The 26,527-nt window shown below is 72.8% G+C and carries 20 protein-coding genes; 11 read left to right on the top strand and 9 right to left on the bottom strand.

Features of this window, described 5'->3' with window-relative positions; translation table 11 throughout:
* Positions 1-22 precede the first annotated feature (22 nt).
* Positions 23-154: a hypothetical protein gene (locus AB0O07_RS03370; RefSeq protein ID WP_365626077.1), complete on the top strand. Its 132-nt coding sequence runs from the start codon at positions 23-25 to the stop codon at positions 152-154.
* A gap of 113 nt (positions 155-267) precedes the next feature.
* Complete coding sequence (locus tag AB0O07_RS03375; protein WP_365626079.1) at positions 268-1,416, top strand: pyridoxal-phosphate dependent enzyme; 1,149 nt, start codon at positions 268-270, stop codon at positions 1,414-1,416.
* Positions 1,417-1,418: 2 nt separating this feature from the next.
* On the opposite strand, the gene AB0O07_RS03380 is transcribed toward AB0O07_RS03375, so the two are convergent.
* A complete protein-coding gene (locus AB0O07_RS03380) occupies positions 1,419-2,627 on the bottom strand; it encodes a GTP-binding protein (RefSeq protein ID WP_365626082.1) in 1,209 nt (402 codons plus the stop codon).
* Positions 2,628-2,635: 8 nt separating this feature from the next.
* Entirely contained in the window at positions 2,636-2,806 is a 171-nt protein-coding gene (gene rpmF / locus AB0O07_RS03385) for a 50S ribosomal protein L32 (RefSeq protein ID WP_365626085.1), read from the bottom strand.
* Between the two features lie 204 nt (positions 2,807-3,010).
* Here rpmF and AB0O07_RS03390 point away from each other — a divergent pair, with 204 nt between their 5' ends.
* Positions 3,011-3,391: a metalloregulator ArsR/SmtB family transcription factor gene (locus AB0O07_RS03390; RefSeq protein WP_365626087.1), complete on the top strand. Its 381-nt coding sequence runs from the start codon at positions 3,011-3,013 to the stop codon at positions 3,389-3,391.
* 24 nt (positions 3,392-3,415) lie between these two features.
* Here AB0O07_RS03390 and AB0O07_RS03395 read toward each other — a convergent pair whose 3' ends face one another.
* From AB0O07_RS03395 to AB0O07_RS03405, 3 genes are all read right to left on the bottom strand, one after another.
* A complete protein-coding gene (locus AB0O07_RS03395; RefSeq protein WP_365626090.1) occupies positions 3,416-3,787 on the bottom strand; it encodes a hypothetical protein in 372 nt (123 codons plus the stop codon).
* A 177-nt stretch (positions 3,788-3,964) separates the two neighbouring features.
* Positions 3,965-4,900 carry an XRE family transcriptional regulator gene (locus tag AB0O07_RS03400; RefSeq protein WP_365626093.1) on the bottom strand — a complete coding sequence of 312 codons (936 nt, stop codon included), beginning with the start codon at positions 4,898-4,900 and terminating at the stop codon, positions 3,965-3,967.
* A gap of 130 nt (positions 4,901-5,030) precedes the next feature.
* Positions 5,031-6,173 (bottom strand): S1 family peptidase, encoded by a 1,143-nt coding sequence (locus tag AB0O07_RS03405; protein WP_365627951.1) that lies wholly within the window; start codon positions 6,171-6,173, stop codon positions 5,031-5,033.
* Positions 6,174-6,522: 349 nt separating this feature from the next.
* On the opposite strand from AB0O07_RS03405, the gene AB0O07_RS03410 reads away from it, so the two are divergent.
* Positions 6,523-7,149, top strand: a complete 627-nt coding sequence (locus AB0O07_RS03410) for a GntR family transcriptional regulator (protein WP_365626096.1) — start codon at positions 6,523-6,525, stop codon at positions 7,147-7,149.
* 127 nt (positions 7,150-7,276) lie between these two features.
* Here AB0O07_RS03410 and AB0O07_RS03415 read toward each other — a convergent pair whose 3' ends face one another.
* Together AB0O07_RS03415 and AB0O07_RS03420 are read right to left on the bottom strand one after the other, a co-directional pair.
* Complete coding sequence (locus AB0O07_RS03415; protein WP_365626099.1) at positions 7,277-8,113, bottom strand: carbon-nitrogen hydrolase family protein; 837 nt, start codon at positions 8,111-8,113, stop codon at positions 7,277-7,279.
* 120 nt (positions 8,114-8,233) lie between these two features.
* Positions 8,234-9,607, bottom strand: a complete 1,374-nt coding sequence (locus AB0O07_RS03420) for an MFS transporter (protein ID WP_365626102.1) — start codon at positions 9,605-9,607, stop codon at positions 8,234-8,236.
* A gap of 136 nt (positions 9,608-9,743) precedes the next feature.
* Between AB0O07_RS03420 and AB0O07_RS03425 the strand changes: the two genes are divergently transcribed.
* The 4 genes from AB0O07_RS03425 to AB0O07_RS03440 all read left to right on the top strand — a co-directional run bounded on the left by AB0O07_RS03425 (position 9,744) and on the right by AB0O07_RS03440 (position 14,155).
* A complete protein-coding gene (locus tag AB0O07_RS03425) occupies positions 9,744-10,430 on the top strand; it encodes a DUF2848 domain-containing protein (protein WP_365626105.1) in 687 nt (228 codons plus the stop codon).
* A 92-nt stretch (positions 10,431-10,522) separates the two neighbouring features.
* Positions 10,523-11,245 (top strand): TetR/AcrR family transcriptional regulator, encoded by a 723-nt coding sequence (locus tag AB0O07_RS03430; protein ID WP_365626108.1) that lies wholly within the window; start codon positions 10,523-10,525, stop codon positions 11,243-11,245.
* A 113-nt stretch (positions 11,246-11,358) separates the two neighbouring features.
* Complete coding sequence (locus AB0O07_RS03435; protein ID WP_365627954.1) at positions 11,359-13,047, top strand: MFS transporter; 1,689 nt, start codon at positions 11,359-11,361, stop codon at positions 13,045-13,047.
* Positions 13,048-13,177: 130 nt separating this feature from the next.
* Positions 13,178-14,155, top strand: coding sequence for an aldo/keto reductase (locus AB0O07_RS03440; RefSeq protein WP_365627957.1), 978 nt, complete (start codon positions 13,178-13,180; stop codon positions 14,153-14,155).
* Between the two features lie 226 nt (positions 14,156-14,381).
* On the opposite strand, the gene tnpA is transcribed toward AB0O07_RS03440, so the two are convergent.
* Complete coding sequence (tnpA, locus tag AB0O07_RS03445) at positions 14,382-14,810, bottom strand: IS200/IS605 family transposase (protein ID WP_365626111.1); 429 nt, start codon at positions 14,808-14,810, stop codon at positions 14,382-14,384.
* Positions 14,811-14,833: 23 nt separating this feature from the next.
* On the opposite strand from tnpA, the gene AB0O07_RS03450 reads away from it, so the two are divergent.
* Positions 14,834-15,991, top strand: coding sequence for a transposase (locus AB0O07_RS03450; protein ID WP_365626114.1), 1,158 nt, complete (start codon positions 14,834-14,836; stop codon positions 15,989-15,991).
* Positions 15,992-16,064: 73 nt separating this feature from the next.
* On the opposite strand, the gene AB0O07_RS03455 is transcribed toward AB0O07_RS03450, so the two are convergent.
* Positions 16,065-16,934, bottom strand: coding sequence for a helix-turn-helix transcriptional regulator (locus AB0O07_RS03455; RefSeq protein ID WP_365626117.1), 870 nt, complete (start codon positions 16,932-16,934; stop codon positions 16,065-16,067).
* Between the two features lie 345 nt (positions 16,935-17,279).
* Between AB0O07_RS03455 and AB0O07_RS03460 the strand changes: the two genes are divergently transcribed.
* Both AB0O07_RS03460 and AB0O07_RS03465 read left to right on the top strand, forming a co-directional pair.
* Entirely contained in the window at positions 17,280-23,510 is a 6,231-nt protein-coding gene (locus AB0O07_RS03460; protein ID WP_365626120.1) for a hypothetical protein, read from the top strand.
* A gap of 161 nt (positions 23,511-23,671) precedes the next feature.
* The gene (locus AB0O07_RS03465) at positions 23,672-26,362 is read left to right on the top strand and encodes an AAA family ATPase (RefSeq protein ID WP_365626123.1); all 2,691 of its coding nucleotides are present in this window, start codon (positions 23,672-23,674) and stop codon (positions 26,360-26,362) included.
* Positions 26,363-26,527: the final 165 nt, after the last annotated feature.

Genomic DNA, 26,527 nt, shown 5'->3' on the forward strand with positions numbered 1-26,527 from the left:
GGCGACGCCCTGCCCCCCCCGGATGAAGGACCTGCCCGAGGAACTGCGCGGCCCGCGGGTCTTCGGGATGCTCCAGCGTCCCGAGGGCCAGCGGGTCCCCGCCGCCGCGGTCGAGGAGATCGCCCGCTCCCTTCGCGGCCGGCTGCGCGCCTAGGGTGGGGCCATGGTGAGGCGGCGGGGCGGGGACGAGCGGAGGGCGGGTTTGTGAGTACGGCGGGTGAGGGGCTTCCGGATCTGGTGTGTGCGCGGTGCGGGGCGGAGTATCCGGTGGCCGCGCTGGTGTGGCGGTGCGTGTGCGGGGGAGTGCTGGATGTCGCGGCGTTTCCCGCCGGTCCCACTGGTCCCGCCGGTTCCCCCGGGTCCGCCGTGCTCGAACCGGCCGTCCTCGCCGGGCGCGCGGCGACCATGTGGCGGTACGGGGAGGTGCTGCCCGTCGCGTTCGATCCCGGGATCTCGCTCGGGGAGGGCATGACCCCGCTGGTCGACTCCGGGACGCTGCCGGGGGTGCGGCTGAAGCTGGACTTCCTGATGCCCACCCTGTCGTTCAAGGACCGGGGCGCCGTCGTGCTCGCCACGCTCGCCGCCCGGCTCGGCGTCGCGTCCGCGCTGGTCGACAGCAGCGGCAACGCGGGCACCGCGGCCGCCGCCTACTTCGCCCGCGCGGGCATCCCCTGCCGGGTGCTGGTGCCCGCCGCCACCTCCCCGGCCAAGCTCGCCCAGATGCGGGCGCACGGCGCGTCCGTCACCCTCGTCCCGGGCTCCCGCGCCGACACCGCCGCCGCGGCCGTCGCCGCCGCTGCCGAGCCCGGGGTGATGTACGCCAGCCATGTCTTCCACCCGTACTTCGCGCACGGGGTGAAGACGTACGGCTACGAGATCTGGGAGCAGTACGGCCGTACCCTGCCCGACACGGTCGTCGTCCCCGTGGGCAACGGCACCCTCGTCCTCGGCTGCCACCTCGCCTTCTCCGAGCTGGTCGCCGCCGGGCTCGCGCCCCGGATGCCCGTCATCGTCGCCGTACAGGCGGCCGGCTGCGCCCCGCTGGCGCGGGCGGTGGAACGGGGCGCGGACATCCCGGTCGGCGTCGACGCGGGGACGACCGTCGCGGAGGGCATCGCGATCGCCGCGCCACCGCGCGGCGAACAGATCCTGCGGGCGGTCCGTGCCACCGGCGGTACGGTGGTCGCGGTGCCCGACCAGGAAATCGCGGCGGCCCGTACCGAACTCGCCGCGCGGGGAGTGTTCGTGGAGCCCACCGCCGCCGTCTGCTGGGCCGCCGTCCGCGCGGCCCGCACCGCGACCGGGCAGACGCGGGGCCCGGCCGAGGCGGCGGCCCGTACCGCGCTCACCGCACCCGAGGTGGTCGTCCCGCTCTGTGGGGCGGGACTCAAGTCCCCGGCCCCTGGCGCTGCCTGAGGTCAGCCCGGAGCGGTGGCGGGCTCCGGGTGCTCGTGCGTGCAGGCCTCGTCGAGGCCGTGCGTGTCCCACCCGGGGAAGGGGTCGTCGTACGGGGCCGTCTCGCCGGGGGAGAGCAGACAGCCGGCCAGCGCCGTGCACAGCGCCTCGGCGCGCAACTCCGTGCCGATGAAGACCAGTTCCTGGCGGTACCCGGACCCGGCCGCCCCGGCGGCCAGCGGCTCGAAGCGGGCGACCGCGCCGGCCTGCGACCACAAGCCGGTGACCCGTGGGCGGGAGGCGAGCCGGAAGAATCCCTTGGAGCGCAGGATCCGGCCGTACCGTCCGCTCTCCAGGCCCGTGGTGACGAACGCCCACAACCGGCCCGGGTGGAACGGGGCTTCGGCCCGGAAGACGGTGCTGGAGATCCCGTACTCCTCGGTCTCGGGCACATGGTCGCCGTTGAGCTCCCGCACCCACCCCGGCGCCTCCTGCGCGCGTTCCAGGTCGAAGAGCCCGGTGCCCACGACCGCGCCGACCGGTACCCGCCCCCGGACGGCGGGGACGACCCGCGCGGCCGGATTGAGCCGGGAGAGCGCCGCGCGGAGCCGGTCCGCGCTCGCCGTGTCGACCAGGTCGAGCTTGTTGAGGACGAGGACGTCGGCGAACTCGACCTGGTCCATCAGGAGGTCGCTGACGGTGCGTTCGTCGTCCTCGTACGGGGCGAGCCCGCGCTCGTCGAGCCCGTCCCCGCCGGCCAGTTCGGGCAGGAAGTTCACCGCGTCGACCACGGTGACCATGGTGTCGAGCCGGGCCAGATCGCCGAGCGTGGCGCCGTCGTCGCGCGGGAAGGAGAACGTCGCGGCGACCGGCATGGGTTCCGAGATGCCGCTCGACTCGATGAGCAGATGGTCGAAGCGGCCCTCGCGTGCCAGCCGGTCCACCTCCTCCAGCAGGTCGTCGCGGAGGGTGCAGCAGATACAGCCGTTGGTCATCTCGACCAGCCGCTCCTCGGTGCGGGAGAGCGCGGCCTCGCCGCCGCGCACCAGGGCGGCGTCGATGTTGATCTCGCTCATGTCGTTGACGATGACCGCCACCCGCAGGCCCTCGCGGTTGCCGAGGACATGGTTGAGAAGCGTTGTCTTGCCGGCTCCGAGGAAGCCGGAGAGCACGGTGACGGGGAGCGGGGGAGAAGCAGGGGGCGGAGGCGGGGGTGGAGTGGTGGGCGGCATGGGGCGGCTCAGCTCTCGGGGCGGAGCAGCCCGCGCTCGTACGCCTTGACCAGCCGCTGCGGCACCCGGTACACGACCCCGTCGACGACGACGGGCGCGAGCTGGGGCGTCGTCGCCTTCCACTGGGCGCGGCGGTGACGGGTGTTGCTGCGGGACATCTTCCGCTTGGGCACGGCCATGGGGACCTCCGGTAAGGGGTGGGAGGCCCGACGCTATATGAAAATGGATTCCATTGTCTAACGAGCGCCGTGGGCGCCCGGGGTGCCATGGTCCTCGCGGGGGAGCGCGTGGTCGCCCCGGATGCCCGGCCGGTAAGGTGGTCGTCTCCCGAGGTCCGGGCAGATGCGCTGTACGCGGTACGCGCGGGAAAAGGGGCAAGACCGGTGAGCGCGCCGCTGTATCAACTGAAGGCCGAGTTCTTCAAGACGCTGGGCCACCCCGTCCGCATCCGGGTGCTCGAGCTGCTCAGCGAGCGTGAGCACGCGGTCTCCGAGATGCTGCCCGAGGTCGGGGTCGAACCCGCCCAGCTCTCCCAGCAGTTGGCCGTGTTGCGCCGGGCCAATCTCGTGGTCACGCGCCGGGAGGGCTCGGCCGTCCACTACGCGCTCGCCCACCCGTACCTCGCCGAACTGCTGAGCGTGGCGCGGACGATCCTCTCCGGGGTGCTGGCGGGGCAGGCCGAACTCCTCGCCGACCTGCGCGCCGCGGACAACGGGGGCACCCCGGACAGCGGGGGCGCACCTCCGGAGAACGGCGCGCAGTAAGGCGGCGCCGGCCGTACCCCCCGGTCAGACGTCCACCTGGGTCTCGATCCGCTTCAGCTGATGGCGCGCCATCGCCAGATTGGCGCGCTGCCTGTCCAGCACCACGTACAGGAAGAGGCCCTGCCCCGCCGAGCCCGTCAGCGGACGTATGACGTGGTACTGGGCGCCCAGCGTGATCAGGATGTCCTCGATCGCGTCCTGGATGCCCAGCGTCTCCAGGGTGCGCAACTTGGCCCGTACGACATCGGTGTTCCCCGCCGCCGCGACGGCGAGATCCAGGTCCCTGCTCCCGCCGAGCGTGCCCAGCGCCATGCCGCTCGTGTAGTCGACCAGAGCGGCACCCAGGGCGCCCTCGATCATCATCGCGTCCTTCAGCGCTACATCTGCACTTGCCATGAACCCCGTCCCCTCGGACTGACGACACCTCGGAATGACGAGTTTATCGAGTAACGACTTGTATGGGTTGGCGAATTGAAGACATCTTCAACTTGAATGCCTGATTCCGCTTATGGGTGAACACTTCAAGCCAGCCGGCCGCCGCCCCGGCGGCGTCGGGTCAGGGGCGGGCCGGTGTCAGGAGGGCCACTCCCAGGAGATCCCGTAGATGCCCGCGGGACAGCGGCCCGGCGCCGAGTGGACGGTGTGCGAGGCGTCCAGGGCGACCCGGTGGTTGTAGCTCATCTCCGCCTCCGAGTGCTCCCGGTAATAGCGGTGGCAGACCGCCGGCAGCGCGTCCGGATGGAAATAGACATGGAGCAGATAATCGCGCAGCCGGACCCGGGTGGCGCGCTGGTAATGATCGTCGGTGCCGTCCCCGGGATCCACGGTGAGGGTGTAGTCGATGACCACTGTCTCGTTCTTCGCGAGTTCCCGGCCGAACTCGATGTCCAGGACGACCGTACTGACCTCGGGCAGAAAGCGGACGGGCCCGGCAATTCCGCACCGTACCGTCGTATGCACCGCACGCGCCCCGCTGTCGACGGTATGGACCGCCGTGAGCCGGTCGGCGTCCTCGCGGGCCGCGCGCAGCACCTGCTGGACGGCGATGGAGCGGAGCCGCCGCCGGGCGTCGATGGTGACGGTCTCCCGGATGCTCAGCGTGGAGATCGCCTCGTTGAGCCGCGCGAAGTCGGGACCGAGGATCCGCTCCGCCAGGGAGTTCTCGCCGAAGACCCGGTGCGAGGAGCGCAGGTCGTGGGCGGGCGGCGCGACCCGGCCCCGGGGGCGGTACGGGCCGATCAGCGAGCGCAGCGCCCCCGGGGGAAGTTCGAGGATGGTCTCCAGGGCGTCCACCGCGCGCAGCGACTCGGCGCGCTCGGGCTCGCTGCGCCCGCGCTGCCAGTAGCTGAGGGTGGTCAGGCTGATCGGGAGGCCCTGCTCGGCGAGGCGGCTGCGGACCCGTTCCAGGGAGAGCCCGCGCCGTTTGACGGCGCGCTGGAAGACCTCGGCGAAGGCCGGCGCGGCGCCGGAGGCGGCGGGCTCCCCGGTGAGGGGCGGGTCCTGGTGCACGGGGTCCCCCTCCGGGTCGAGCGGGGCCGGCGGGCCGGGCCCGCACGGGCAGGACCGCCCACCGTATCCGATGGGCGGTCCTGGGGGCCGGTGGGGGCGGCCCGGGGTGAAGCGGCTGGTCCGAGGGGCGTCAGTTGGTGTTGAGGGTGAGCCCGTAGTACGAGAGCGCGTCGTCCAGCGGCTGGAAGTACGACGAACCGGGCGAGTTGACGGAGCCGTTGCAGCGCTGCGCCGACGGGCCGCCCGAGGTCATGCCCTGCGCCTGGTTGCCGGAGATGTAGGCGCCACCGCTGTCGCCGCCCTGGGTGCAGACCGAGGAGCTGCCCAGGCCGGTGACGACCGTGTTCGGACCGCCGTTGGGGTCCGTGTAGGTGACGGTCACGTTGTACGAGTTGACCTTGCCGCAGGTCCAGAAGGTCGTACGGCCCGACTTGCAGAGGTCGGCGCCGGCCGAGGCCCGCGAGCTGCCCCGGACGGCGACGGTGCCGGCGCTGCCGTACGTCCCCACCTGGGTGGCGATGGAGCTGCCCGAGTCGACGGCGGCGATGCCCATGTCGACGCTGCGGCTGCCGACCGCGAAGCGGGTGTTGGTGCCCTGGGCGAAGCGGGTGCCCCTGTACGACAGGACGGGCAGGTCCTCGATGCAGTGGCCGGCGGTGACGAGGTACTGGCGGCCCGAGGCGTCGCGGGCCCCGTAACCGACCGAGCAGACATAGCCGTTGAAGGACATCTCGTCGCCCGGCGTGACGACCGCCTGGGTCGACAGCTCCGGCTTGCCCTCGACCACGCGCACGGCGTCGCCGTGGGCCCGCGCGGCCTTCAGGAACGCGGCGGCCGCCGCGTCCTTCGCGTCGTTGACCTCGACGGTGACGGTGTCCGACGCCAGGTCCACCGACCAGGCGGTGACGCCGGACGGCGTCTCCTTCAGGGCCCTGGCGTCCAGTTCGGCCTTGACGCGGTCGAGCGCGGCCTCGCCGTGCCGGGCGATCCGCGGGGTCAGGCCGGCGTCCTCGATGCGCTCCTCGGCGCTGGTGCCGACGGCGTTGACGACCAGCGTGCCGGTCCCGTCGAAGAAGGCGCCGTCGGTCGCGACGCCCGCTCTGCCGAGCTTCGTCAGCCGGTTCTGCTGGTCGGCCTGGCGGTCCAGCCGCTCGGTGGCCGCAGTCTCGCTGACGCCGAGCGAGGTGGCGAGGGCCCGCACCATCGCCGGGTCGTACCGCTCGGTGGTCTGCTGCCCCGCCTGTGCCCCGCCGACGGCGGTGACGGAGAGCAGCGCGCCCGCGGCCGCGGCCACGAGTATCTTGCCGGAGAATCGCACAGTCCATTTCCTTCCGGTCTCGGCGCACACGGCCGTGCATGGGGGGGAAATCGGCGTGGGGACCGATTTCGCAGAGGTAGCCGTGTGTCCGGCGGCAACCAGAGTGCGTGGTTACCGCGTTCGGAACTCTGGCCTATTTTCTCGGGCCGGTTCAAGGGAGTTCGGAAGGCGAAATTCAACAGAGTTGGGACACACTGTTGAAAACTCCGGTGAAGGAAAGGAAAAAGAAGAACATAACGGGCGCAGGGTGTACGGGGGGCCCGAGCGGCTCGTATACTCGTTGTATGCAATGGAGAGGTGCGCTGTGACGTCGGGCCGGGAGAAGGCGTACGCGTTCCTCAAGGAGGAGGTCCTCACCGACCCCGAACTCCAGGGCGGGTTCCTCTCCGAGCAGGAGATCGCGGACCGGATCGGAGTCTCCCGTACCCCCATCCGCGAGGCGCTGCTGCTGCTCGCCGCCGAGGACCTGGTCCGGCTGGTCCCCAAGCGCGGCGCGCAGATCGTCGCCCTCTCGGGGCGGGAGATCACCGAGCTGATGGAGTTGCGCGGCATCGTCGAACGGTACGCGGCGGAGCGGGTCGTCCCGGACGGCCGGGCCCCGGTCGAGAAGCTGGCGGCGCTGCTGGAGCGGCAGCGGGCGCTGAGCGGACCCGAGCACGCCAAGGAATTCATCGCGGTGGACCACCAGTTCCACGCCACGATGGTCGCCGCCGTGGGCAACGCGCTGCTGACCCGCCACTACGACGGGCTGCGCAGCCGGCAGATCAGGGCCGGGGTGGTGGCGCTCTACAGCCGGCACGGCCGCCAGGAGGATGTGCTCCGGGAGCACCAGGCCATCCTGACGGCGGTCGCCGAGCGCGACGCGGACGCCGCGCGGGCCGCGATCGACAGCCACCTGGAGACCACGCTCAAGGTCCTGCTCACGGGGTGATCCCGGTGGGCCCCGAGCCTGGCCGACCCACGGCGCCCACGGCCAGGCCGGCCCCGAGCCAGGCCGACCCTGATCCCGGCCTGGTGCCCCGCCGGGCCGCGCCCGGCGGGGCACCAGCGCCGGGTGCTCAACGCGGCTGCGGCAGGCGCCGGTTGGCCAGTACGGGGAGGGTGCGGCGTACGGCGGTGACCTCCGCGGGGTCGAGGTCGGCCAGCACCATCCCCGGCTCCGGGCCGAGTGCGTGCCGTACCGTGCCGTCCGGGCCGATGAGTGCGCTGTGGCCGATTCCGGTCGGTGCGTTCGAGGTGTTCGAGGCAGGTGACGCCCCGGGCGTCCCGGACTCCTCCGTTCCGGAAGCCGCCGGGTCCGCCTGGCCCACGGCGGCGAGCCAGACCGTCGCGTCCAGCGCGCGGGCCCGCGTCAGCAGCTCCCACTGCTCGCGCTTGCCGGGCCCCGCGCCCCAGGAGGCGAGGACCAGCGAGGCCACGGCGCCCGCGTCGGCATGCGCCCGGAACAGCTCGGGGAAACGGACGTCGTAGCAGGTCGCGAGGCCGATCCCGACCCCGTCCACCTCGATGGTGACGACCTCGGAACCGGGCGCCACGGTGTCGGACTCGGCGTAACCGAAGGCGTCGTACAGATGGATCTTGTCGTAGGACGCCTCGACCCCGGGCCCGGTGGCGAGCAGTGTGTTGGCCACCTTGCCGCCGGGCGCGGGCGTGAACATCCCGGCGACCACCACGAGCCCGGTGTCTTTGGCGATCCGGCGGACCTCCTCGGCCCAGGGTCCGTCGAGCGGCTGGGCCACCGGGCCGAGCGGGGTGCCGAAGCAGGCCATCGCGGCCTCGGGGAAGACGGCGATCCGGGCACCCGCCTCCGCCGCGCGCCGGGCGTGGTCGCGGAGCAGGCCGAGGTTGGCCTCGGGGTCGGGGCCGGTGGTGAGCTGGCAGAGCGCGATGCGCATGGGGTCCTTCCAGGTGCTGGCGATACGGGGTGCGGGTGCGCGGGTGCGGCCCCCAGCGGAGGTCGGGTGCGGCCCCCCGCGGAGGGCGGGCGCGTACGGGCGTACGGACCGAAGCGCCGGTCAGAGGCTGGGCGCGCCGTCCGGTGCGCTCGCCCCCCGGGCCGGCGGTTCCGCCGGGGTGAGCAGGTCCTCGGCGTCCGCGTCCTTCGCGTCGCGGCCCAGCAGGACCCCGCCGACGGTGAGGACCGCGGTGATCGCGACGTACAGCGCCAGCGGCACCCACGAGTCGTACGCGTCGAGCAGCGCCGTGAAGAGCAGCGGGGCCACCGCGCCGCCGACCACCCCGGCCAGGGTGTACGCGAGGGAGGAGCCGGTGTAGCGCAGCCGGGGCGAGAACTGCTCGGAGATGAAGGCCGCCTGGGGGCCGTACAGCAGCGAGTGGATGACCAGCGCCACCACCACGCCGAAGGCGAGCGCGGGCCAACTGCCGCCCGCCGTCAGCGGGAAGAAGAGGAACGGCCAGACCCCGGCCGCCACCGCCGAGATCCCGTACAGCGCCCGCCGGTTGAACCGGTCGGAGAGCGCGCCGGCCAGCGGGATCAGGAAGACCTGGAACGACGAGCCGATCAGCACCGCGGTGAGCGCGGAGCCGCGCGACATGCCGAGCTCGGTGGTCGCGTACGTCAGGACGAAGACGGTGAAGAGCGCGTACAGCACATCCGGGGCGATCCGGCTGAGGATCGCGGCGGCCAGCCCGCGCGGGTGCGTGGTGAAGACCTCCTTGATGGGCGCCTCGGGGCGCTTGTTCTCCGCCTCCATCGCCTGGAAGACCGGGGTCTCCTCCAGCTTCGTACGGATCCAGAGCCCGAAGACGACCAGGACCCCGGAGAAGAGGAACGCCACGCGCCAGCCCCAGCTGATGAACTGCTCGTCCGTCAGCATCAGCCCCAGCGCCGCGAGGACCCCGTTGGCCAGCAGATTTCCGGCCGGCGGGCCGACCTGAGCGGCCGAGGCGTAGAAGCCGCGCCGCCGCCGGTCGCCGAACTCGCTGGAGAGCAGCACGGCGCCGCCCCACTCGCCGCCGACCCCGACCCCCTGCGCGAAGCGGAGGAGCACCAGCATCGCGGGCGCGGTCACCCCGATCGTCGCGTACCCCGGGAGCACACCGATGAGCAGGGTCGCGACGCCGATCAGCACGAGCGTCGCGATCAGCACCTTCTTGCGGCCGATCTTGTCCCCGAGGCGGCCGAAGACGAAGCCGCCCAGCGGCCGGGAGACATAGCCGACGGCGTAGGTCGAGAACGCCAGCAGGGTGCCGGTGGCCGGGTCCTCCGAGGGGAAGAACACCTCGCCGAAGACGAGCGCGGCGGCCACCGAGTAGATGGCGAAGTCGTACCACTCCAGGGCGGTCCCGGTGAGGCTGGCGAAGAACGCGCGGCGGACCGCCGAGCCGCCGGGCGGGCGGGGATCCGTCTGCTGGGAGATGTGGTTCACGGTGTCCGTCCGAGTTCAGAGGGAAGGAGGCCGGAGGTCGACCTACCGGCATACTTCTTGTATACAGGTCGTATGCGCAAGCCTCGCGCACAAAGTTAACCCCGCTGATACCGCGCAAACGATGTGGAGAACTCCGATGGCGCTGCTCACCTTCGAACTGCCCGACGGCACCACCCGGCAAGCCGATGTCGTCCAGGTGCTCAACGCCGGATACGCCGGGCGCAGCCAGGACGACGTGGCCGCGCATGTGGCCGAACTCGCCGAACTGGGGGTGCCCGCGCCCTCCGTCACCCCTGCTCTCTACCCGGTTTCGCCGTACCTCGCGCAGCACACCGAGCGGGTCAGCGTCCAGCACGGCCGTACCTCCGGTGAGGCGGAGTGGGCCCTGGTCGTGGACGAGGGCGGCGACCTGCTGCTGACCGCCGCCTGCGACCACACCGACCGCGAGCTGGAGGTCCACGGGGTGGCCTGGAGCAAGAACGCGGGCCCCGACGTGCTGGCGCGGCGCGCCTGGCGGCTCGCCGAGGTCGAGGAGCGGCTCGACGCCCTCACCCTCCGTGCCTGGGTGGGGGCCGAGGGTGCGGAGACCCTGATCCAGGACGGCACCCTCGCCGAGCTGCTCACCCCCACGTACTGGGCCGACCTGCTGCGGGAGCGCGGTGAGCTGATCCCGGGCACGGTGCTGATCTCCGGCACGATCCCCATGGTCGAGGGGGTCGACCAGTTCGCCGACCGCTGGCGGGTGGAGCTGGCCGACCCGGCCACCGGCGAGACGATCGGACTCGCGTACGACGTGGTGCGCATGGCGGAGCCGATCGGCTGAGCCGGATGGTCCCGGTCCGGGCGCGGTGACCGGCCCGGAGAGCAGGGCACGGCGCGTAGACACTGTCTACCTTCGGGTGGTAGACAGTGTCTATGCATCTGCCTGGAACAACTGCTCCCGCTGTTCCCGCGGGGGAACCCGACGCCGGTCTCCGTGCCCGGCTGGTCGCCGTCGGTGTCGAACTGGTGGCGCGGGAGGGCGTGACGGCGCTCTCCCTGCGCGAGATCGCCCGGCGCGCCGGGGTCTCGCACGGCGCGCCGCGCCGGTACTTCCCGACCCACGCCGCGCTCCTCTCCGCCATCGCCCGCCAGGGCTTCGACGCGCTCGCAGCCGAGGCGGCGGCCGCGCCGGCGGCCGGGAGCGCCCCGGGGGACGGGGCGGGCGCCACCGGGGAAGGACCGGCGGGGGAGCCGCGCGCCCGGATCCTCGCGCTCGGCCGCGTCTACCTCGGGTACGCGGCGGCCCACCCCGGCATGTTCGAGCTGATGTTCCGCCACGACCTGCTGGAGAACGCCACGGAGGGCCGGGGCCCCGGGCTGCGCGAGACCAGCCTGCCGCTCTTCCGGGTGCTGGTGGACCTGGTCGCCCGGGTACGCCCCGCACCGGCGGCGGAGCCCGAGGTGGTGGCGGGCGCGCTCTGGGCCGGTCTGCACGGCATCGCGCAACTGTGGGCGTGGGGCAGCCTTCCGCTCGCCACCGGGCTGGACACCGCGGAGCCACTGCTCCGTGCCACCGTCGACGCCCATCTGGGGCCTGCCACGGGGACCGTGCCAGGCTCCGCCCCGGGCGCGACGGATCCCGGGCGGTCCCGGTGACCGCCGGGAAGCGCCCGGGACCCGGGGCGCGCACCGGCTCCGTACCCCTGGGGACACCCCACGCGTCCGAGCCTCCGGTACGGGAACGGGAGGCGCGGGCGGGGCGGCGGCTGGTGCTCGCCGGCAGTGTCATCGGGGCCTCGGTCGTGGCCCTCGACGGCACCGTCCTGACCGTCGCGCGCCCCGCTCTCCAGCGCGATCTGGACGCCACGTTCGCCCAGGTCCAGTGGACGAGCACCGGCTATCTCATCGCCGTGGCCAGTCTGCTGGTCCTCGCCGGGCGGCTGGGCGACCGGTACGGGCACCGCAGGCTCTTCGCCCTCGGGATGCTCGGCTTCGGCGCCGCGTCGGCGGCGATCGGCGCGGCGCCCGGGATCGGCTGGGTCATCGGACTCCGGGTGGTCCAGGGGGTCTTCGGCGCGCTGCTCCAGCCGGCCACCCTGGGGATGCTCCGCGCCGCGTACCCGCCCGACCGGCTGGCGATGCCCATCGCGGTGCGGACCGGCGCCATCGGGGTGGCAGCGGCGGCGGGCCCGGTCGTCGGCGGCGCGCTCACGGAGCACTTCGGCTGGCGTGGCGTCTTCTTCCTGAACGTCGTGCCCGCGCTGGTGATCGGGGGACTGACCCTCGCCGTACGGCTGCCCGAGGCGGCGGGCGGGACGGAACCGGCGGACCGGACCGGGGCCGCGTCCGGGGCAGCGTCCGGGGCGGCGGGTGCGTCCGGGGCGGCGGGTGGCATCGTACGTACGGACGCGACCGGGCCCGCGCGGCTCGACCTCTCCGGTGGGGCGCTGCTCGCGGTGGCCCTGGCCGCACTGGTCCACACCCTCGTCGGGCTCCCGGAATCCGGCTGGACGGCGGAGGCGGTCGCGGGGTGCGCGGTGGTCGCCGTCGCCGCCACCGCCTTCGTCCGCCATGAGCGGCGGGCCGCGAGCCCGCTGATCCCGCCCGCCCTCTTCGGCGGTCCGGCCGCCGCGCTCGCCCCGGCGCTCGCCGTCCTGCTCTGCGCGTCGGCCGCGCTCTTCGGCACGCTCTTCGTCGCCGCGTACTTCCTCCAGGACGTCCTCGCGATGGACCCGCTGGAGTGCGGGGTGCGGGTGCTGCCGCTGGCCGTGCTGATGGTGGTGAGCGCCCCGGCCGCCCCGGCGCTGGCCCGGCGGTGGGGGCCGCGCGCCACGGCCGGACCGGCGATGGCCCTGCTGGCGCTCGGCATTCTGCTGCTCGCCTCGGTGGACCGGGGGTCGCCGCCGCTGCTGATCAGCGGGGCGTTCCTGGTGCTGGGGGCGGGTTTCGGCACGGTCATGGTCACCGCGACGGCCGTGGTCGTCCGCCATGCGCCGCTCTCGCTGGCCGGGGTGGCGGGCGGACTCCAGCAGACGGCGATGAACATCGGCCCGGCGCTGGGCACCGCGCTCGCCGCCACCCTGCTCACCCTCGCGGGCGGCGGGCTCGTCGGAAGCGGGGCCGGAGGGGGCGGAGCCGGAGGGGGCGGGGCCGCTTGGGTGGACGCCTTCACCTCCGCCATGGCGACCACGCTCGCCGCCCTCGCCGCCGTCGCCGCGCTCGGCGCGCTGCTCGCGGCACGGCTGCCCGGCACGGCGGAGCGGACCCCGGATCCGGACGCGCCCGTACCGGACCCACCCGTACCGGACGTGCCCGTACCGGACCGGCCCGTACCGGACGTGCCCATACCGGACCGGCCCGTACCGGACATACCCATACCGGACCGGCCCGTACCGGACCCACCCGTACCCGACCAGGACCTGCCGTCCTCGTCGCCTCCGTCCCCCCGTTCCCTGTAGGCCGATCCGTGTGTAGCGTCGGGGCGCCGGGCCTCCGCAGCGAGGCGCGGCGCCCCGCTCCACCCCCAGCCACCAGGAGAGTTCGTTGAAACGTCCGCCCTATCTCGCCGACGCCGACCGCTACGCCGGTATGCGGTTCCAGCGCTGCGGCGTCAGCGGTGTACGGCTGCCCCAGGTCTCCCTGGGGCTGTGGCACAACTTCGGTGACACGGCCCCGCTGGAGAACCAGCGCGCCGTGCTGCGCCGCGCGTTCGACCGCGGGGTCACCCACTTCGACCTCGCCAACAACTACGGCCCGCCCTACGGCAGCGCCGAGGCGAACTTCGGAACGGTCTACACCCAGGACTTCCGGCCCTACCGCGACGAGTTGTTCCTCTCCACCAAGGCGGGGTACGACATGTGGCCGGGCCCGTACGGCGAGTTCGGCTCGCGCAAGCATGTGCTGGCCAGCCTCGACCAGTCGCTGGCGCGGATGCGGGTCGAGTACGTCGACCTCTTCTACTCGCACCGCTTCGACCCGGACACGCCGCTGGAGGAGACGGTGGGGGCGCTCGCCTCGGCCGTGCGGCAGGGCAAGGCGCTCTACGCCGGGCTCTCCAACTACCCGCCCGAGCAGATGCGCCGTGCCGCGGAGCTGCTGGGCGAGCTGGGCACCCCGCTGCTGATCAACCAGCACGCGTACAACTTGCTCGACCGGACGATCGAGCGGAACGGGCTGATCGCCGCCTCCGACGAGGTGGGCGCCGGGGTCATCGCCTACTCGCCGCTCGCCCAGGGGCAGCTCACCGACCGCTATCTCGACGGGGTGCCCGCCGACTCGCGGATGGCCGTCGGCCACTTCCTCAAGCGGGACGCGCTGACCGAGGAGAAGCTGACGCTGCTGCGCGCGCTCGACAAGGCGGCGGGCGAGCGGGGCCAGACCCTGGCGCAGCTCGCGCTGACCTGGGTGCTGCGGGACGCGCGGGTCACGTCGGTGCTGATCGGGGCGAGCGGTGTCGCCCAGCTCGACCAGAATCTGGCCGTTCTGGACGCGGCGCCCCTGACGGATCCGGAACTCGAAGCGATCGAGGCGCTGCTGGCGAACGGCGGCGCGGGCACGCGCCCGTAACGGCCGGAGACGGGGCCGGGGCCGGGCCGAGGCCGGGCCGGGGCCGGGCCGGAGAGACCATCCCGCCCGGCCCCGGCCCCGTCCACCCCATCCCTGCTTCCCCGCTCTCCGGCCCGCCCGACGTTCAGCTTGATCTGGCGCGGAACCCCGGGTGTTTACGCCCGGGAGGATGCGCTTCTCTGGGGCGTTCTGGCCCGCGGGTTCCCATGAGTCCGCACTGTTGACCTCAGCCGGGTCGTTTCTGGTTCTCGATGTATTCCTCGATGATCTCAAGTGATGCTCCACCGCACGAGGCGGCGAAGTACGAAGGCGACCAGAAATGGTCACCCCACAGGTATGTGTGGATATGGGCTGGGAACTCCTGACGGAGCCGCCGGGCGGAGACGCCCTTGAGGGAGCCGACCAGGCGGGACAAGGCGACTTTGGGCGGGTAGCGCACCAGCAGGTGGACGTGGTCCTTCTCCCCGTTGAACTCAGCCAGTTCGGCGTCGAAGTCCGCGCACACGTCCCGCATGACCTCCTCGCAGCGCCGGAGGATCTCATCTGTGAAAGGCCCGCGCCGATACTTGGGCGTGAAGACCAAGTGCGCGTGAAGGGTGTGGACGACTGTTCTGCCCCTGCGGATATTGGGATTTGGTTCCCAGCGTGGTGCCATAGATCAACGCTACGATCGCGGGTGTGAAGATCGTGACACGGGTGAAGCTGATGCCGGAGGCCGACCAGGTCGCCGCGCTGTCGGCGACCCTGCGTACGGTCAACGAGGCTGCGTGCTGGGTGTCCGGGGTGGCGTTCGAGCGCGGTGTCCCGCGTGAGTACGAGCTGCGCAAGCACACCTACACGGCGTTGAAGGCGCGTGGGCTGGGGGCGCAGGCCGCCCAGCATGTCATCAAGAAGACGTGTGACGCCTATGCCACGTTGAAGGCGAATATCCGTGCCGGGAACCTGGGCAGGCCGGGATCGAAGCGCAGGGTCAGGGCGGAGTCGAAGCCGGTCGTGTTCCGGCCCGAGGCCGCGCAGCCGTACGACGACCGGTGTCTGTCCTGGCGCTACGACGCCCGGACGGTTTCGATCTGGACAACGGCGGGCCGGCTCAAGAACGTGCGCTTCGCCTGCTCCCCGGACGCACTCAAGATGCTCCGCGAGTACCGCAAGGGCGAGTCCGGCCTGATCGAACGCGACGGCGTGTTCTACCTGGTCGCCGTCTGTGACATCCCCGAGGCCGAGCGGTACGAGCCCAGCGGGTTCGTCGGCGTGGATCTAGGGATCGTCAACATCGCCACCGCCTCGACCGGCTACCGGGCCGCCGGACGCGGCCTGAACCGGTACCGGAGACGACAGCTCGCACTGCGCAAGAAGCTCCAGGCCAAGGGCACCAAATCCGCCAAACGCCTCCTGAAGAAGCGCTCACGCAAGGAAGCCCGGCACACCGCCGACGTCAACCACGTCATCTCGAAGACCATCGTCACCACCGCTGAACGCACCGGCTCCGGTATCGCCCTGGAAGATCTCACGGGCATCCGGAGCCGGGTACGGCTCCGCAAGGACCAGCGGGCACAACTGCATTCGTGGAGCTTCCGTCAGCTCGGCCGGTACATCGAGTACAAGGCCAAGCGGGCCGGGGTGCCACTGGTGTATGTCGATCCGGCGTACACCAGCCAGCGATGCTCCCAGTGCGGTCATATCGACCGGCGCAACCGCCCGTCACAAGCGACGTTCGCCTGCCGGTCCTGCGGGGCCCTGATGCACGCGGACGACAACGCGTCCCACAACATCGGCCTCAAGGGCGAGGTTGTGTGGACCGCGGGGCGTGAGTCACGCGTCCCCGCCACCCCATAGGGGTGTCCGGACGGAGGAACCCACCCAGCAGCCAGTTGGGCGCTACCTCCAAGCCCGGCCCTTCAGGGCCGGGTCAAGTTGACAGTTCGCGGCGGTACGCGGCCAGCAGCTCCTTCGTGTGGTGGGCGGGCTCCGCGAGGGTGGCCATCCGGTCCATCGCCTGCATGTGCGCGGAGACCTCGTGGGGCTGGTCCAGATAGAGCGCCCCGGTCAGATACTCGATGTAGACCATGTCGGGCACTTCGGGGATCCCGAAGCGGAAGAGCACGAACGGGCTGTACGCGCCCGGGTGCGGCCCGGCGCCGAACTCGGCTATCTGGACCGTCACGTTCGGCAGCTCGACCGCCTCGATCAGCCGGTCGATCTGGGCCCGCATCACCTCCTTCGAACCGACGGACCTGCGCAGCACCGTCTCGTCCAGGATGGTCCAGAACGCCGGCGCCTCCGGGCGGGTGAGCAGCGCCTGCCGCTCCATGCGCAGCGCGACATGGCGTTCGAGCCGGTGCGGGTCCGTGGTCCGGCCGATCGCCCCGGTGGCGAGGACCGCGCTCGCGTACTCCTCGGTCTGGAGGAGCCCGGGTATGAAGTGCGGTTCGTACGAGCGAATCGTTTTAGCGGCCTCTTCGAGGCTCACGTACCCGCTGAACCAGTCCGGCAGGATGTCGTAGAACCGCTGCCACCAGCCGGGCTTGTTGGCCTCCTCGGCGAGCCGGACGAAGGACTCGGTGTCCTCCTCGCCCACCCCGTACTCGGGGAGCAGGAGTTGCAGGTACGGGATCTTGAGGGAGACCTCCGCGGTCTCCATCCGGCGCACGGTGCCCGCCGCGACATGGAGCAGTTTCGCGGACCGGTCCCGGGAGAACCCGGCCTTCTCGCGGAGTGACTGGAGCTGTCTGCCGAGAACGAGCTGCCCGATGGTGGGGGCAGACCGAGGCTCACTCACATTCCACCCCCGCGGACAGGCCCTCGGACCATGACATACCGGCGAGTCTGCCACAGCGGTTCCGGGGTGAGGAGGCCCTGTTGACACCTTGTGATGTTCGTGTGCCGGGGGATGCCGGATAGCCGAGGTCCGGGTGGAGGCACCGCACGCGCCCTGTCTGGAAACCGTCAAGAATGATCATTCGTCACGGAAAACTGTCAAAGACGTTTCGAGTGGGGCAACTTGGCGTAACCTCCTGGCTTCACAGAGCGTGACGCGTGTGACGGTTCTGGTGATGGTCCGCATTCCCCAGGGAGACCTCGGGAGCCGGGGAAATCCGGGGAAATCCGGAGAAAAGGAGTACGCATGCACGATCGGTACCACGTGAACGCGGAGCCGCCGCTCTCTCCGGCGGGCACCCCTCCCGAACTTCTCGGACCGCTCGCCGCGGCGCTCAACGCGCTGGACGCCCCGGTGGCCGGCGCGTTGGACGATCTCACCTGCGACATGGTGGAGCTGGCCTTCAACTCCGTCACCTACAAGGAACGCCAAGCGCTGCTGGGCAGACTGGGCATCAGACTCGCCGCCCCGCGGCGCGCGGGCAAGTCGCTCTGCCGCGATGTACGCGACCGTATGCGGAGGGCGGCGCGGCAGAACGGCTGCTCCTGTCCCCCTCGGCTGCTGACGGCACGGGTGTTCTCGGACGTGGAGCGGGCCGCCGTCGGCCACCACGCCGACGCGGAGCCGCGCGAGGACCTCGCCGTGGATCCGGTGGCACGGTGGGGGGCCACCCTGGTACGGCTGAGCGTCTTCGCCTGGTGCCAGGCGAACGCGGTCGACGCGCGGGTGCTGGTGTGGGCCACCGCCCCGGGGCGGCTCGGCCCCGGTCCGGACTTCGTGGGCACGGAGACCGTACGCACGACGGCCGCCGAGATCGTCGAGGCGACGCCTGACTTCCGTACCGGCGCCACCGGGCCCGGGGCCGATCCGGCCCGGCGGGACCCGGCGGGCGGGAGCGAAGGCGAGAGCGAGAACGAGAACGGGACAGAGGGCGCGACAACAGAGGACAGGGCAGGGGACGCGGCGGAGGACGCGGCAGGGAAGGCGGCGGAAGAGTCAGTGGACGAGGCGGCGGACGGGGGCGGTGACGCGCTGCTCGCCGCCCACGCGGGACTCTCCGCGTCCTTCCAGGCCGCCCGCCGCGACGCCCGGCGCCTTGTCGAGCTCCTCGACGACGGCCGCCCGCCCGCCCCGGACGAGTTACCTCACCTCGCCGCTCTGGCCGACGAGTTCACCCGCGTGGAAGAAGCGCTGGCCGCCGCAGGGCACCCCGCCGCACTCCGACGGCTGGACGACCTGACCCGCGCGGTGGGCGCGTACCGCGCGGCGCGCGACCGTGACACGGCGGAGCGGCGGGTGCTCGAAACCCTGCTGGCCGTCACATGCCGCGAGGGCGGTCTCTCCGCCTCGGCACTGAAGACGGCCCAGGACCGCGCCCGGGTGCTGCTGGAAGCCGGGAACTGGGAGGCCGCCGAGCGCGCGCAACTGGAGGGGCTCCAGGCCCTGGTGCGCCTCGTCGAGCTGGGCACCGGACCCGATGCCGACTCCCGGGTGGTGAACGCCCTGACCCAGCAGGTCGGCACGGAGCTCCCCGAATGTGTCCTGGCGGCCGTGATGCACCAGGAGCTGTCGCTTCCCCCGGGGGTCGGAGCCGCGGACGTGCCCGGACAGCGGGTGGGGCCGGACCCGGCGGCAGCGGAGGCGGAGCCGCCCGGAGAGCCCGCCGCCGACGGCACCGGGGAGCCCGCCGCTCCCCGGGACGCCACCGAAGGGGCCGAGGGCAACGCGGGGGCCTCGGGCGGGAGCCCGGCGGATCCCCCGGTCACGCCCGGCGTGCCCGTGAGGCGGTCCGCCGAGACTCCCCGGCCGCACGGGAAGACGTACGGGAAGACGAACGGGAAGGCGCCCGTGGAGTCCGGCCGGGTCCAGGATCTTCCGGCGGCGCCCACCCGGACCGTACCGGTGGATGCCCCGCGGGCCCCGGCGCCCCCGCCCACCCGGCCCGAGCCGCCCCTGCCCCCGGCGGTACTGTCCGAGCACGTACCGCCCGAGCACGTACCGCCCCCGGCGGCAGCCTCCGACAGCGCGTCCGACAGCGCGTCCGGCAGCGCGCGGGGCGGAGAGCACGACACGGCGGCGGCCTCCGCCGAGAGCGCCTTCCTCAGGCTCGTCTCCGAGGGGCGCTTCGGGCTCGCCGCCTGCCTCGCGCGCGCCGCGAGGCGGCCCGAGGACGAGTCCGGCGCGCTGGATGTCGCCGCCGCCGCTGCCGTCCTCCGCCCCGGATCCGGGGGCGGTGCCAGGGCCGTCGGCGAGGCGATCCAGCGGTGGGACGACCTCTCCGTACACCCCGGCGACGGAACCGAACTGCTGCTGCTTCCCGCACTCGTCCGTACGGCGCTGGTCACCGGCGGCCATGTGGCCGGGGCCCAGCTCAAGGCGCTGGCCCCGCGCCTGCCCGAGGCGCTGTCGCTCGTGGCGATGGCGGTGGCCGACCGGGCCCTGAACTCCGCGCTGCTGACCGCGCCCCCGATGGCCGTCATCGCCGACGCCTCCGCGTCCGAGGCCGGGGTGCGGGAGAGCGCCGAGCGCTGCCGCGAACTGCTGAAACCGCAGCGCCTGCGGTTCAACCGGGCCACCACCATCGCCAAGGGGTGGCTCGCCGAGGACGGGATGCTGGGCACGATGCTCCTGGGCATCGCGAACGGGGAACCCGGGGCGGAGGCGACGGCGCGCGCGACCATCGAGCGGCTGTCGCGGCTCTCCGAGATCCACACCGAGATCGACCGCCGGGACCGGGAACTCCTCGGCTCCAGCGGGCGCCCCCTCCAGGGCTCGGGCCGCCAGGACCTGGTGCATGTCGTCGAACGCGCCGTGGACTCCGCCCAGGCGTGGCTGAACACCAGCGGTGCCCTGCGCCGTAACCAGGTGGCCGACAGCGACTGGGCGGTACGGGAGATCTCGGCCATGCGCCGTGGCGTCCTCGCCCAGCGGGACGCCGCCCTGGGCGAGCTGGCGGCGGCGAGCGGCAGCCCCAGCGCCCTGCGGACCGCCACGGCCCGCGCCGCCCGGGACTCCCTCACCCGCCTCTTCCACGAACTTGAGCACGGAGCCGCGATCCAGCGTCCCGAACCGGAGGACGACGTGCGGCAGGTGATCGACGCGGAACTCCTCAAGATCCCGCTCGGTCCCGGCGAGCGCCCCTCGACGGCGGATCTGCTCGCCGCCGTGGACAGGAGCTGGGACCAGGCGCTGGAACTCCAGTTGGAACAGGACGAGTTCCACACCGCCCGGTGCATTCTCGACCTGCACCGCCGTGGCACCCTGCCCGGAGCCTCCTCGCTGAACCGGCCCGAGGCCTGGCGCACCCGCCTCGACGAGTCGGCGGTCCGCCGCCGCGCGGAGCTGACCGAGAGCCACCGGGAGCGCACCGCCGAGCTGCGGCGGGCCCAGGCGGACGGCGCGCTCTCCGACGACCAGGACGTGACCCTCCAGGAACTGCTGGCCGACGCCCTCCCCGTGGCGGAGGACGGCACTCCGCGCGAGCCGGCTCCGGTACGGCGCACCCTCGCCCGGGTCGCGGAGCTGCTGCCCCGGTACCGCAAGGAGGCCGCCGACCGGCTGCGGGCCCGGCTGGACGCCCTGCCGGACATCAGCCCCGACGAGCGGGGGCAGGTCCTGCGCCATCTGGAGACCGATGGCCTGGCCACCGCCGCCGACCTCGTCTACTTCCTCGAACTGGGCGAGCCCGTGCCCGAGATCCTGGCCGGTGAGTCGCACCTCGCGGGATTCTTCCCGGAGGTCCCCCGAGGGCTGCCCGGTGGCATCACCACCGAACTGGTCACGACCGTCCGGACCCGCCGGAGCCACCCGGACCTGCCCGTACTCGACTACACGCACCTCTCCGAGGACGAGGCCGCGCAGGCGGCGACCGCCCTCGACGGCTGGCGGGAACTCGCCGCCACCGAGCCCAAGGAGCGCCTCAACGTCCGGCGCGACCTGTTGCTTCCCGCGCTCAGACTGCTCGGTTACGAGGCCACCAAGGCCCCCGTGCGCAACGACCTGCCGCGCAGCAACGAGTACCGCTTCGTCGACGTCATGGACATCGGCATCAACGGCCGCGCCTGGGCCCCCGCCTTCGGCACGAAGATCACCGAACAGGGCAGCAGGCTCTGTGTCCTGCTGCTCTGGGGCCGGCCGCCGGCCCCGCTGGTGCTGAGCCGGGCCGCGAAGGAGCCCAGCGGGGAGAGTCTGCTCGTCCTCTACTTCGGCACGCTCGGCCCCGACGCACGGGCCGAACTGGCCCGGCACTCCGCCGGGTGCGCCCCGCTCATGGTGGTGGACGACGCGGCCCTCGCCTATCTGGCGGCCCGGGGCAACCGGCAGGTCAGTGTGGCGACGGAGACGCTCCTGCCGTTCTCCGGCGTCAACCCGTACGTCAAGGAGAAGCGCGGCCGCATCGGACGCGAGATGTTCTACGGCCGCGACGCCGAGCGGAAGAAGATCCTGGACCCCGACGGCACACAGATCATCTTCGGCGGGCGCGGGCTCGGGAAATCGGCCCTGCTCAACGAAGCGGGCGACCGTTTCGCCGAAAAGCAGCCCGGCCACCACCAGCCGGTCTACCTCAACCTCGACCACCACAACATCGGCAAGGGCCAGGCCCTGGGGTCGGAGACGATCTGGAACGTACTGGACCAGGAGCTGACCGATCTCGGGGTGCTGCCGCCCCAGCCACGGCGCAAGGCACGGGCCGCCCATCCCTGGAACAGGGTCAAGTCCGGCATCAAGCAGTGGCTGGCGGCCGATCCGCGGCGGCGGCTGCTCATCCTGATGGACGAGTGCGACCTCTTCTTCGAGGCCGACGCCCCGCACTGCACCGAGACCCGGCGCCTCAAGGGCCTCTGCGTGGAGAGCCCCGGGCGGATGAAAGTCGTCTTCGCCGGGCTGCACTCCGTACACCGGTTCACGCGGCTGGCCCGCAACGGCCCGTTCAGCCACCTGGCGCAGACCCCCACCGTGGTGGGACCGCTGCGGCCGCAGTACGCGGCGGATCTCCTGGCGCTTCCCATGCGCGCGCTGGGTTTCGAGTTCGCCGACGTGGATCTGGTGAACCGGGTGCTGGGCTACTGCTCCTACCAGCCCTTCCTGCTCCAGATGTTCGGCAGCAGGCTGGTGGAGGTCATGCAGCGCCGGCGGGCCCGCGGCGACGTGGCGGGGCCGCCGTACGCCATCGGAGCCTCCGAAGTGGAGGCCGTCGAGTCGGATCCCACACTGCGCGACGGCATCACCGCGGCGTTCAAGGAGACGCTCACGCTCGACGACCGCTACAACGTCATCGCCAATGTGCTGGCGCGGTGCGCCCGGGACAACGGGCTGGAGGCCCGGCTGAGCGACGTGGAACTCCGCGAGGAGTGCGCGAGCTGGTGGGACGCGGGGTTCAGCGGACTCGACAGCGAGGGGTTCCGCGCCTACCTCCAGGAGATGGTGGGGCTCGGGGTGCTGGCCCCGAACCACGACGGCCGGGGGTGGCATCTGCGCGGCCCCAACGCGCTCCGGATGATCGGCACGGCCCAGGAGATCGAGAGCCAGTTGCTCAGCGCCGAGAGCGAGTGCCTGCTGGAGGAGACCGTCGTCCTGGCGGGGCGCCCCGAACTCTCCGGAGGCGGGCCGGCCCCGCTCACGGTCACCCAGGTCAACGACCTCCTCGGCGACCGGACCAACCAGACCCGGGTCGTTCTCGGCACCGCCGCCACCCATGTCGGCGACGTCGAGGACACTCTGCGGGACGTCACCCGCGAAGTGGCCGAATGGGTACTGCCGCCCATCGGACGAATCGGCGTCTTCCGCCAGGAGATCGGCGCCGGACAGCCGGGCGAGCGCAGGGTCGTCATCAGCGACCTCGCACGTCACGGGGTCAGCGGCGAGACCTGCGGCGAGTCCCTGGAGCTGGCACGCCACACCGTTCCCGAACGGGCGGGAGTCACCAGAGCGGTGGTGCTGGTCGCCGGTACGGGCCAGCTCGCCCTCTGGCGCGAACTGCTGACCGCCCCCGCCGGCCCGGCCTCCCTGGCGGTGGTGCTGCGCCGCCACGACTGGCGCGGACTGAAGTCCTGGACACAGGGCGGGGTCTTCGGCACCGAGGAACGGGTGACCCGTCTGCTGGAGGTGACAGGCGGCTGGCCCGTCCTGCTCGACCGGGCCCGCGCGCTGTACGGCACCTGCGGCGACCAGGACCAGGCGCTGCGGCTGCTCGCCGACGAACTCCAGGACCGGGCACCGGCGTCGGAGCTGGTCCACGCCACCGGGCTCACCGCCGACCCGCTGGTCGCCGCCGGATACCGGGCGGTGTCCGAGGAGTTCGGCGACGAATGGGCCGACGACGGGGACATCCGCGCCGCCATCGAACTGGCCGGGGCGGGGGAGCGGGACGCCGTCTGGGTGCATGCCTGCCTGGAGGCGTTCCAGGTGTTCGAACGTGACGGATCGAAGCGGAAACTGGAACCCGTGCTCCTGGGGTGCTGGTCGCGCGGCGGCTGACGACCGCCGGAACCGCGGACGGTGCGAGAAGGAGCTCCCCATACTCCTTTTCGCACCGCCGCGCAGTCGAATCGCCGAATTCGTGCGTATTCGGGTCCGCTCGGCGCGCGGCGGGGCTAGGCTCGTCACCTGACCTGGGCGCTGCCCGAGAGGGGGGAAGGATGCCGGTGCACCGGCCGGAGCAGACGGGCGCTCTTCCATTGCTGGAGCGCGAGCCCGAACTGGCCGCCGCCGCCCATGCCGTGGACGCGCTCTGCGGGGCCTCGGCCACCGGTGGGGTGCTGGTGTACCGGGGTGCCGCCGGGCTGGGGAAGACCGCGCTGCTCGGGGAGGTGCGCAGACTCGCCGCCGGCCGGTGCGCGGTCTGGGCGGCGCGCGGCGGGCAGGGGCTGGCCTCCGTGCCGTTCCATGTCGTACGGCAGCTCCTCCAGCCCGCGCTCATGGTCCCGGACTCCGAAGCGCCCGGGGAGGGGGCCGCGCCGTACGACGGGTACGGGGCCGCGCCCGAACTGCTCGGGGACCGTTACGACATAGTCGGACCCGCGCTCGGCGTCGCACCGCCCGGCGACCAGCCGACCGACCCGCAGGGCGTCAGGGACGGTCTGGACGCGCTCGTCGTACGGCTCGCCGAGGGCGGCGGGCCGCTCCTGCTCGTCGTGGACGACGCGCACTGGGCCGACCTGGAGACCCTGGCCTGGCTCGCCGACTTCGCCCGCCGCCCGGGCCGCGGCCTCCCCGTCCTGCTGATCGTCGCCTACCGTACGGAGGAGGCCGTCGGCGAGGCCGAGGCGCACCTCCGCTCCCTGGGCGCGGCGGCCAGACTGCTGGTCACGCTCCGGGAACTCACCCCCGACGCCACCGCGGGACTCGCCCGCGCCGCGCTCGGCGAGCGGGCCGACGACCCGTTCTGCCACGAGGTCTGGGAGGTGACCGGCGGCAACGCGTACGAGACCGTCGAACTCCTCGCGAAGGTACGGGACAGCGCGATCGCCCCCGTCCGCGACAACGCCGGCGAACTGAGCGCCCTCGGCGCCTCGGCCCGCGGCACCGGACTCATCGCGCGACTGGAGGAACTGGGCACCGCCACCACCCGGTTCGCCTGGGCCGCCGCGATCCTCGGCACCGACATCTCCCTCGAACTCGCCGTCTCCCTGGCGGGCATGAGCGACGAGGAGGCCGCCGAGTGCGCCGGGCGGCTCCGCACCGCCCGTATCCTCGTCGGCAGCGACCCGCTGGAGTTCGTCCACCCGCTGATCGCCGGGGCCGTCTACCGCGCCATCCCGCCGAGCGTGCGCGCCGCCATGCACGGACTCGCCGCCTGGGCGGTCTCCCGGAGCGGCCGGGGAGCGGCGGCGGCCGCCCCGCACCTCCTCGAAGTGCACCCCGACGGCGACCCCGAACTGGTCGAACAGCTCCGTGAGGCCGCCGCCGAACACCTCGCCGTCGGAGCGCCCGACGCCGCCCGCCGCTGCCTCGAACGGGCCCTGGCGGAACCACCGTTGTCCACCGTACGCGGCCCCCTCCTCTTCGAACTGGGCTGCGCCACCCTGCTCACCTCGCCCGCCACCACCGTCGGACACCTGCGCGCCGCGCTCGACACCCCGCACCTCGACCCGGCGCTCCGGGTGGACGTGGTCTTCCGCCTCGCGCAGGCCCTGACCCACAACAACCAGACCGGCGACGCCGCCCATGTCGTCGCCACCGAAGTGGCCCGCACCGCCGACGGGCCGGCCAGGATGCGCCTCCAGGCCGCCCACTTCCTCTGGGAGGGCGTCCAGGCCATCGAGGACGACGGCCACGACCGCTCCCGCCGCCTCGCCCGCGCGGCGGCCCCGCTCACCGGCCGCGACAACACCGAACGCATCCTGCTGATGCTCCGCGCCTTCGACGGCACGGCACGCGGAGAGAGCGCGGAGGAGGTGGTGCAGATCGCCGAACGCGCCCTGAAGGACGGCGCGTTGCCACCCGGCGTCGGCTGGGCCGACACCGCGTGGGGCTTCGAACCCCCGGCCCTGCTCGGGCTCGCGTACGCCTTCGCCGACCGGCTCGACCGCGCCGAGAGCCTCTTCACCGAGGCGCTGCGCGCGTTCGAGATCTCCGGCTGGAGCGGGGGCCATCTCGCCTTCGCCCACGCGCTCGTCGGCTATGTGCACCGCAGGCGCGGCCGGCTCGCCGACGCCGAGACCTACTTGCGCGAGAGCCTCCGCCTCGCCGACCGGGTCGGCGACGGGCTGCCGATGAACTGGGACGCCGTCTGCATGTTCATCGACACCCTCCTCGCCCGGGGCCGGGTCGAGGAGGCGGCCGAGGTCGCCGAGCGGTACGCGTTCCGGCCCCCGTACTCCTCCACCATCGTCATCCCCGACGCCCCCTCCACCCGGGGCAGGCTGCTGCTCGCCCTCGGCCGCACCGAGGAGGCCATCGCCGAACTGGAGTGTGTCGGACAGGCGTTGACGGCCCGGGGCCGGCACAACGTCATCATGGCCCCCTGGGCGCTCGACCTCGCGCGGGCCCTCGCCGACCAGGATCCCCGGCGCGCCGCCCAGCTCGCCTCGTACGCCAGGGACCGCGCGGAACGGTTCGGCACCCACACCGCCATCGGGGTGGCGCTCTGCTGCTCGGCCTTCCTGAAGGAGGGGCCGCAGCGGGTCGAACTGCTGGGCCAGGCCGTCGCGCACCTGGAGGCTTCGCCGTGCGCGTACGAACGCGCCGTCGCCCGGGTCGAGTACGGGATCGCCGCCGGCTTCCACGCCGAACTCGTCTGCGGGCTCGAACTCGCCCACGCCTGCGGGGCCGACGGCCTCGCGGCCCGCGCCCGTACCGCCCTGCGGAGCCACCACGCGCCTCGCTGACCGGCCGTACCCTGCCCGTACCATGCGTACGGAGCCGTACCGCTCGTACCGGGCCGTACCGCTTGCCATGGAGCGTGCCGGACATATCGCTCGCACGTAGCGCACATATCACTCGTACCGCGACAGGAGATCCCTCCCTTGCACCACCGGACCGACCAGGCGACC

The sequence above is a fragment of the Streptomyces sp. NPDC093085 genome, assembly GCF_040683935.1.
Lineage (GTDB): Bacteria > Actinomycetota > Actinomycetes > Streptomycetales > Streptomycetaceae > Streptomyces.